General features: G+C 67.3%; 6 protein-coding genes. 5 read left to right on the forward strand and 1 reads right to left on the reverse strand.

Annotation, left to right across the window (positions count from 1 at the left end; all coding sequences use genetic code 11):
* From ON20_RS02065 to ON20_RS02085, 5 genes are all read left to right on the forward strand, one after another.
* Window positions 1-326 (forward strand): SDR family oxidoreductase (locus ON20_RS02065; RefSeq protein WP_040833128.1); only part of this gene is annotated, 326 nt, incomplete at its 5' end.
* Window positions 327-352: 26 nt separating this feature from the next.
* On the forward strand, window positions 353-1,264 hold the full coding sequence (locus ON20_RS02070) for an SDR family oxidoreductase (RefSeq protein WP_040833129.1): 912 nt from the start codon (window positions 353-355) through the stop codon (window positions 1,262-1,264).
* Between the two features lie 319 nt (window positions 1,265-1,583).
* Window positions 1,584-2,609, forward strand: a complete 1,026-nt coding sequence (locus ON20_RS02075; protein WP_157228645.1) for a TrbL/VirB6 family protein — start codon at window positions 1,584-1,586, stop codon at window positions 2,607-2,609.
* 8 nt (window positions 2,610-2,617) lie between these two features.
* Window positions 2,618-3,124 (forward strand): ImmA/IrrE family metallo-endopeptidase, encoded by a 507-nt coding sequence (locus tag ON20_RS02080; RefSeq protein WP_040833132.1) that lies wholly within the window; start codon window positions 2,618-2,620, stop codon window positions 3,122-3,124.
* Window positions 3,121-4,128: a hypothetical protein gene (locus ON20_RS02085; RefSeq protein ID WP_040833131.1), complete on the forward strand. Its 1,008-nt coding sequence runs from the start codon at window positions 3,121-3,123 to the stop codon at window positions 4,126-4,128. The genes ON20_RS02080 and ON20_RS02085 overlap by 4 nt, the downstream gene beginning before the upstream one ends.
* Window positions 4,129-4,369: 241 nt before the next feature.
* Here ON20_RS02085 and ON20_RS02090 read toward each other — a convergent pair whose 3' ends face one another.
* The gene (locus ON20_RS02090; protein ID WP_011207048.1) at window positions 4,370-4,786 is read right to left on the reverse strand and encodes a helix-turn-helix domain-containing protein; all 417 of its coding nucleotides are present in this window, start codon (window positions 4,784-4,786) and stop codon (window positions 4,370-4,372) included.
* Window positions 4,787-4,851 lie beyond the last annotated feature (65 nt).

Below are 4,851 nucleotides of genomic sequence, written 5' to 3' on the forward strand. Positions count from 1 at the left end.
TGGACGCCCTGACCGTATCGCTGGCGGCGGAGTGGGCGCCGCGGGTGCGGATCAATTCTCTGGTGGTCGGTGCGGTGGAAACCGAGTTGAGCGAAATGCACTACGGCGACGCCGCCGGGGTGGCCGCGGTCGGACGGACCATCCCGATGGGCAGGCTGGCGCGTCCGGAGGACGTCGGTCATGCCGCCGCCTTCCTGATGTCGCCGCTGGCCTCCTATATCAGTGGCGCGACCCTGCAGGTCCACGGCGGCGGTGAACCGCCGGCCTTCCTCTCCGTGGCCACGGCGGGCCACTCCGGCAATCCGGCGTCGCAGCCGGCCAACTGATATCCACCATCGACGATAGGAACGACATGGCAACCGAGGGCATCTGTGCCGGACGCACCGTCATCATCACCGGCGCGGGGCGGGGAATCGGCAGGGCACACGCACTCGCCTTCGCGGCCGAGGGCGCGAATGTGGTCGTCAACGATATCGGCACGGCACTGGACGGCGCCGCCACCGAGGAGACCCCCGCCGAGCAGGTGGTCGCGCAGATCCGCGCGGCCGGCGGCCAGGCGGTGGCCAACGGCGACGACGTGGCGGACTGGGCGGGCGCCCAGCGGCTGATCGAACAGGCCGTGGACACCTTCGGCGGACTGGATGTCCTGGTCAACAATGCCGGATTCGTCCGAGACCGGATGCTCGCCAACCTCGGCGAAGAGGAATGGGACTCGGTGATCCGAGTGCATCTCAAAGGACATTTCGCCACCATGCGCCATGCCATCGCCTACTGGCGTACCGAGTCCAAGGCCGGCCGGCCGGTGGATGCCCGGGTGATCAACACCAGTTCCGGCGCAGGTCTGCAGGGCAGCGTCGGTCAGGGCAACTACGGCGCCGCCAAGGCGGGTATCGCGGGCCTGACCCTGACCGCCGCCGCCGAATTCGCCCGATACGGGGTGACGGTGAACGCCATCGCGCCCTCGGCGCGTACCCGGATGACCGAGACGGTGTTCGCCGACATGATGGCGAAACCGGAGGAAGGCTTCGACGCTATGGCGCCGGAGAACATCTCGCCACTGGTGGTCTGGCTCGGCAGCACGGAATCGGCGGGGGTGACCGGCCGGATATTCGAGGTGGAGGGCGGCAGGATCGCCGTTGCCGACGGCTGGCGCCACGGTGTCCCGGTCGATCGCGGTGCCCGGTGGAATCCCGCCGAACTCGGCCCGGTGGTCACCGATCTGCTTGCCAAGGCGACACCGCCGGAGCCTGTCTACGGAGCGTAGGAACAACCGGGGAGGAATGGGACTTCCTCCGGGATATTACCGATACCCCTCGTGCGGAAGAGGTTTCGGCCGGCTACCGATACCTGTTCGCGGTCGGTCCGAGATGGAAGCCGCAGCTGATCGAACAGCCGCATGGAAACGATATGTGTCCCTTGCGGAAAATGTGTTGTGGCCGTATGCCTGCGCCGGGAACGGCGTGGGGTTTACGATGGGCAACCATCGGTCCGGATGCCCGGAATATGTCATCGCCGGGCAACTCTTACGCAGCAGTTGATCTCGAGGGGATGTCTGGCGCATGGCCGTGGGTCGCATGATGCGTGTGCTTGCAGTAGCAGGAGCTGTTGGTTGCCTCGGACTATTCGGGCCCGTCGCGGCCGAGGCCGAGCCTCCGGGGCCCCCGGGAATTCCGGGTCCCGGTATCCCGGAGCCGCGCGATTCGGATGGATCGGATTCGGGTGGTCATGGCGGTCTTCCACAGAACCCCCTGGACAGCGGCTCCGCCTCGTCGCCGGACCTCGGGAACACCTCTCCCGGCAACGATGGCGGTGTCGGCGAAACCGTCAGCGGAGTAGGGGAGAACTGGAAGTCGCTGTCCATACCCGGCCGGCAGACCGAGGTGGAGGCGCCGGTCGAACCGACACCGGCCGCCGTGCCCGTGGCGGGTTCCGCCGGAGCCGCCGCTTTGGCCGCGGTCCTCGGTACCGGTTCCGCCGGCCTCGCCGTCATCTTGAGCACCGGGTCCGCTGCCGTCGGCTCGGCCGGCGTCGGTGTGCTCGCCACCGGTTCCGGAGCCCTCGGCGGCACCGGTTCCGCGGCGCTCGGCACCGGGTCGGCCGCGGGGGGTTCGGTCGGTCTCGGCTCGGCCGCCACCGGGTCGGCGGCCGTTGGTGCGGCCGGCACCGGTTCGGCCGCGGTCGTGGACTCGGCCGGGGTGGGCTCCGCGGCGGTCGGCTCGGCGGCGGTGGGCTCCGCGTCGCCACTACTGCTGCTCCTGCTTCCGCTCATACCGCCGGCCGCTCCCGCGATGCCGCCGCTCGCTATCCCGTCTTCCGCCTCACCGGGCGGTGCCGCTCCCATATCGGTGGTCGCGCCTTCCGCACCGGTGGGCCTCACGTCCGGTGGGGCGTCGCCGTTCGCGGGCGGGTCCGCGCCGGTGGACCTCGATGTTCGCAATACCAGTTCCGACGGTCTGCTCCCCGAACCGAAACTACTGTCGGTGATCGGTGGCCTGATCGCCCTGGCCATCGCCGGCGTCGGTTCGACCGTGGTGAGCTACCAGAGCGCGGCACAGGCGCAAGCGCGTATCGATGCGGCGCGTGCCGAATTCTTCGGAACAGGTGCGTGAGGACCGTGATGCAGAGCGAAGTGCGGAGTTCCCGGGCCTATCGTCGGGTGGCGGCCGCGGTGGACGCGGTATGCGCCGTCGCCGCGGACGCGGACGCGACCACACTCGATGAGGTGGTGGCCGCCGTCGCGGCCGAACGCGGTCGTCCGATCGGGATCGTCGACGCCGACCTCGGGCCCGGCGTCTGCGGGCAGCGCCGCCATTACCCGAGCAAGGACGTCATCGTCCTGGCCGACGCGCTACCGAGTCGAGGGCACACTCTCGCACACGAACTCGGCCATATCGTGTTCGATCACGAGGGCGCCCCGGTGCCGGAGGCGACGCCGGCGGTGAGCGACGGACTGATCGCGTACATGCTGAGTCAACGGGTACATCGCAGCATCGCGGACGGTGCGAACGACCGAGCCGAATGGGAGGCCGAAACTTTCGCCGCCATGCTGATGACACGGTTACGGGTATTCAACAGCCGAGGTGTGGGTGTCTCGGTTCTTCGATTCGATGAGGCACTCGGATGACATTCTGGTTGACGGCCCTGCTGGTCTGGGTGGCTGCCGGGACGCGGGTGGGTCGCATTCTGGTGAAGCCCGCGACGACGGCGCGGATGGCGATCGTGGTCGCGGTCGCCGCGGTCGCGCTTGCCGTGACGGTGGCTATTCCCGATGTCGGCCTGGCGGTGGACAACCTGCTGCCCGGGGGTCTGCCGACAGGCCTGCTGTCCGACGGTGTGGTGGCTTCGGCGTGGGTGCTGTTCACCACCGCCACATCGGTGGTGGCCTCGGCTGCCTGGCCGGTGGTGTCCCGGCGGAATCTGTACACGATCGCGCTCGCGATCTACGCCGTCGGCCTGATTGTCATTGCGGGCACGTTGGTTTGGACGAAGACCTTCGGCTGGGTGAACGCCGTGCTCGGCGGGATCTTCGTTATCGTCACCGGACTGCGCAATCTGGGCTGGACGGCGTTGGGCCGTGGTATCGCGGTCTACCTCACCGGGACGGCGTTGGCGGTCGCGCTCGCGATCGAGCAGATTCAGCGGGCTGCCACGGACGCGTCGCACGCCGAGTCGGGACAACCCACCGGGGCTTGGCCGTTCTGGCAGGTCGCCGCGCTGCTGATCGCATTCGGCGCGGTCTGGATCGTGGTCGAGATGTGGGTGCGGGCCCGGCTGCTGCTGCGTCAGGTGCGGCGGCTGCATCGTGTTCTGGTGAGGCGTTTCCCGGAGGTCGTACAGGAACGGAACCGGACGTCGACCCGGTTCGAGGCTTCCGATCGGGTGGCGCAGATCATGGACGCGCTGTATTTGCAGTCGGGCAGCGGTATCGAGTTCGCGCAGGCCGGTGATCCACCGGCATCGATCTCCGAGCGCGCCGATCGGGTCGCGCGATGGGCCGAGAATCCGCTCGGCGATGTCGTGGTGGACGCCCGGTGGATCGCACCGCCGGAGGGAATCAGTCCGCGCGGATGGGTGCAGGCGATCGCGCGGGCCTTCGAGGACTTGCCGAAGCCGGTGGTGCAGCGATAACCATCGGAGTGCCAGAGTGGGGAGTTATCCCCGGATACCCACCCATTACGTCACTGTGATTCGTCGGAACGATACCGACCCGCCGGTCTGGCGGGTCGGTGCGGGTATCCGGACACTGTGCACGCTGGAGAACTCGGCTCTCGAACGCCAATTGTGGTCTACCACGTCCGAACGGTCCGTTGGTTGTGGCGCGAGGCAATACGGTGCGACTCTCTCGGAGTCGCACCGTATTGATGAGAATCTATTCGGTGCCATCCGGAGGAATTTCGGGCAGACCTTCGCTTGCCCGCAGTTTCTCCGCCATGGAGGTGAGTAGGTTCTGGGATTCTTCGGACAGGTCGAACGCCCGGCTGGACAGTCGACGCAGTCCGTAGCCCTGCAACTGCGACAGTAGTTCGAGATCGTGATCGATCTTCGCGGCGTAGATGTCGTTGAAGAAGTAGTCGGGCTTGACCTTGAAGAACTTCGCCAGCGCGGCGACGGTCTCGTCCGATGGATTCGTCCGCTGTCCCGATCTCAGCTGCGATAGGTAGGGCTTGGAGATCGGATGCCCGGACGCTGTCAGTGCGGCCGCGACCTCGGCGTTGGTATGCGGCTTGCGCCCTGGGGGATGCACGGTTTCGAACAGCTTGTTCAGCCGCGCCGCGAAATCAGCCATTGTGAGCCGCCCAATTCCCTTCGCTGTACTTACAGTTGTTATCTGGGATACCTATCATTGATATT

It is taken from the genome of Nocardia brevicatena NBRC 12119 (assembly GCF_000308495.1).
GTDB classification, from domain to species: Bacteria; Actinomycetota; Actinomycetes; order Mycobacteriales; family Mycobacteriaceae; genus Nocardia; species Nocardia brevicatena.

Bases quoted from the DNA above. Each gene is read 5' to 3' on its own strand.
- ON20_RS02070 (WP_040833129.1), top strand. From the start codon at position 353: ATGGCAACCGAGGGCATCTGTGCCGGACGCACCGTCATCATCACCGGC.
- ON20_RS02080 (WP_040833132.1), top strand. From the start codon at position 2,618: ATGCAGAGCGAAGTGCGGAGTTCCCGGGCCTATCGTCGGGTGGCGGCC.
- ON20_RS02090 (WP_011207048.1), bottom strand. From the start codon at position 4,786: ATGGCTGATTTCGCGGCGCGGCTGAACAAGCTGTTCGAAACCGTGCAT.
- ON20_RS02085 (WP_040833131.1), top strand. From the start codon at position 3,121: ATGACATTCTGGTTGACGGCCCTGCTGGTCTGGGTGGCTGCCGGGACG.